Source organism: Herbaspirillum lusitanum P6-12 (genome assembly GCF_000256565.1).
GTDB classification, from domain to species: domain Bacteria; phylum Pseudomonadota; class Gammaproteobacteria; order Burkholderiales; family Burkholderiaceae_D; genus Herbaspirillum; species Herbaspirillum lusitanum.
The window spans coordinates 1-1857 of sequence record NZ_AJHH01000237.1 but is presented as its reverse complement, the minus strand read 5'-3'; the positions used below and the strand labels follow the sequence as shown (position 1 = coordinate 1857).

At 63.3% G+C, this 1857-nt stretch carries 2 protein-coding genes and 1 pseudogene; all 3 read right to left on the bottom strand.

Annotated elements, in window-relative coordinates; genetic code table 11:
• The coding region (locus HLUSI_RS0107625) for an SDR family oxidoreductase (protein WP_040503265.1) at positions 1–692 on the bottom strand (692 nt) is incomplete at its 3' end.
• Positions 693–697: 5 nt separating this feature from the next.
• Positions 698–1405: pseudogene (locus HLUSI_RS27525) on the bottom strand (IclR family transcriptional regulator); the annotation flags it as partial.
• A gap of 66 nt (positions 1406–1471) precedes the next feature.
• Positions 1472–1857, bottom strand: a 386-nt coding sequence (locus tag HLUSI_RS27520) for an alpha/beta fold hydrolase (RefSeq protein WP_016833405.1), incomplete at its 5' end; no start/stop codon positions are given.

Sequence of the window (1857 nt, the reverse complement as noted above, 5' to 3'; positions counted from 1 at the left end):
TGAATATTCTTTTTTTGCGCCAGCGCCTGGGTCCATTGTTCCCAGGACAGGTCGAGGTCGGTGCCGATGCGCCCCTCGTAACGGCGACGCCATTGGCCGGATTCGACCAGGCCGATGAGGATGCCGTTGACGCGGATCTTTTGTGTCGCGAATTCCGTCGCCAGCGAGCGCACCAGGTTATGGATGCCGGCGCGCGCGGCGGAAGTCGCCACCATGTGCGGTTCGGGCTGGATCGCCAGCAGCGAGTTGACGCAGACCACGGCCGCTTCGCCATGCACGGCGCTCATGCGCTGCAACTGCGGCTGGAAGGCGCGGGTCGGATAGATCACCGAGAAAAATTTCAGGCGCAGCTCTTCGGTCCAGGCGGCGTCTTCAGTATCCGCAAAGGTCGACACGCGGCCCTGGCCGGCGTTGTTGACCAACATGGAGACCGCGCCGAGTTTTTCTTCCACGGCGGCGGCGAAGGCTTGCACCTGCTCATGCGACAACACGTCGCAGACGGACGAAAACAATTTCGCTTGCGGGAAGCGCGCGCGCAGTTGCGCTTCCACCTGTTGCAAACGTTCCTGGTTGCGGCCGCAGAACGCGACCGCCGCGCCGGCTTCGAGCAACAGCTCGACAGTCGCCAGGCCGATGCCCGAAGAGCCGCCGGTAACGACGGCGACTTTGCCTTCGAGTTGAATCATGCTCATTGCCGTTACTCCCGCCACATGTTGACGACCTTGCCCGACTTTGCCGGCGCATGGTCGAGCAGGCGCGACAGTTCGCCCGCGGTGTCGCGCACCTTGGCCACGATCAGGTCGAGCTGGTCGGTGTCGATGTGCGGCGACGGGATCGTCGCGCCCATCGCGGCCACCACCTTGCCGGAGAGATCGCGCACCGGTGCGGCGATGGTGGAGATGCTGGTTTCGAAGAAGCCTTCCTGCAGCACGTAACCGCGTTGCTTGTCGTTCTGCACCATGTCGAACAGCTCGACCACGGTCTTCGGCGTATTGCTGGAGAAGACTTCCAGGTGTTCTTCCGGATACAGGTCGCGCAGTTCGGCCAGGGTCAGGTCTTCCAGCAGCACGCGGCCGAGCACGGTAGCGTGCGCAGGCAGACGGGTGCCGACGTTGACGTGGCTGGCGAAGGCGGTTTGTGTGACCGACTTGGCGACGTACACGATGGAACGGCCGTCGCGCACGACCAGGTTGCAGGAGTAGCCGATTTCGTCGCGCAGGCGGTCCAGCAACGGACGACCGATCTCGGTCAATTCCAGCGAGGCCAGGTATTCGAAGCCGAGGCGCAGCACGGCCATGCCGAGGCGGTAGTCGCGGCCGCCGTCGTTGCGCTCGACGAAGCCCATGCGTTCCAGCGTGGTCAGCAGGCGGAATACGGTGGAACGCGGCACGTCGAGGCGACGCGCCCTGGAACGAGGTATTTCTCTTGCGATTCTTCTTCTGGCAGCACTGGTTTGTTCATGATTTTTGTTTTACGAAAGTTGATAAAGATGACCGCTGAGCTGGCGACGTATGGCTGCTGCTACCGCTCCGGCTTGTTCGATGTAGCAGGCGTGGCCTGCATTGTCGATCAGGTGGAACGGCAAATTCAAATTCCAGGCCAGTTCACGGCTGTCGTCGGCGCTGGTGACCACGTCTTCGGCGCCGCAACAGACCGTCGCCGGTACGTGTCCCAACATGCCGTTGGGCGCATAGGCCTGCAATGCATCGCCGCACAGCATGTGCACCGCCTGCGTGTAGCCGGCCGGGTTGAGCCACTGAATATTCCAGCGCACCCAGGCGCGTTCGGCATCGCCGGCCTGCGCCGACAACATGCGCGCCGGGCTGCGCTCGGCCATGCCTTCGACGCCGATGGCGC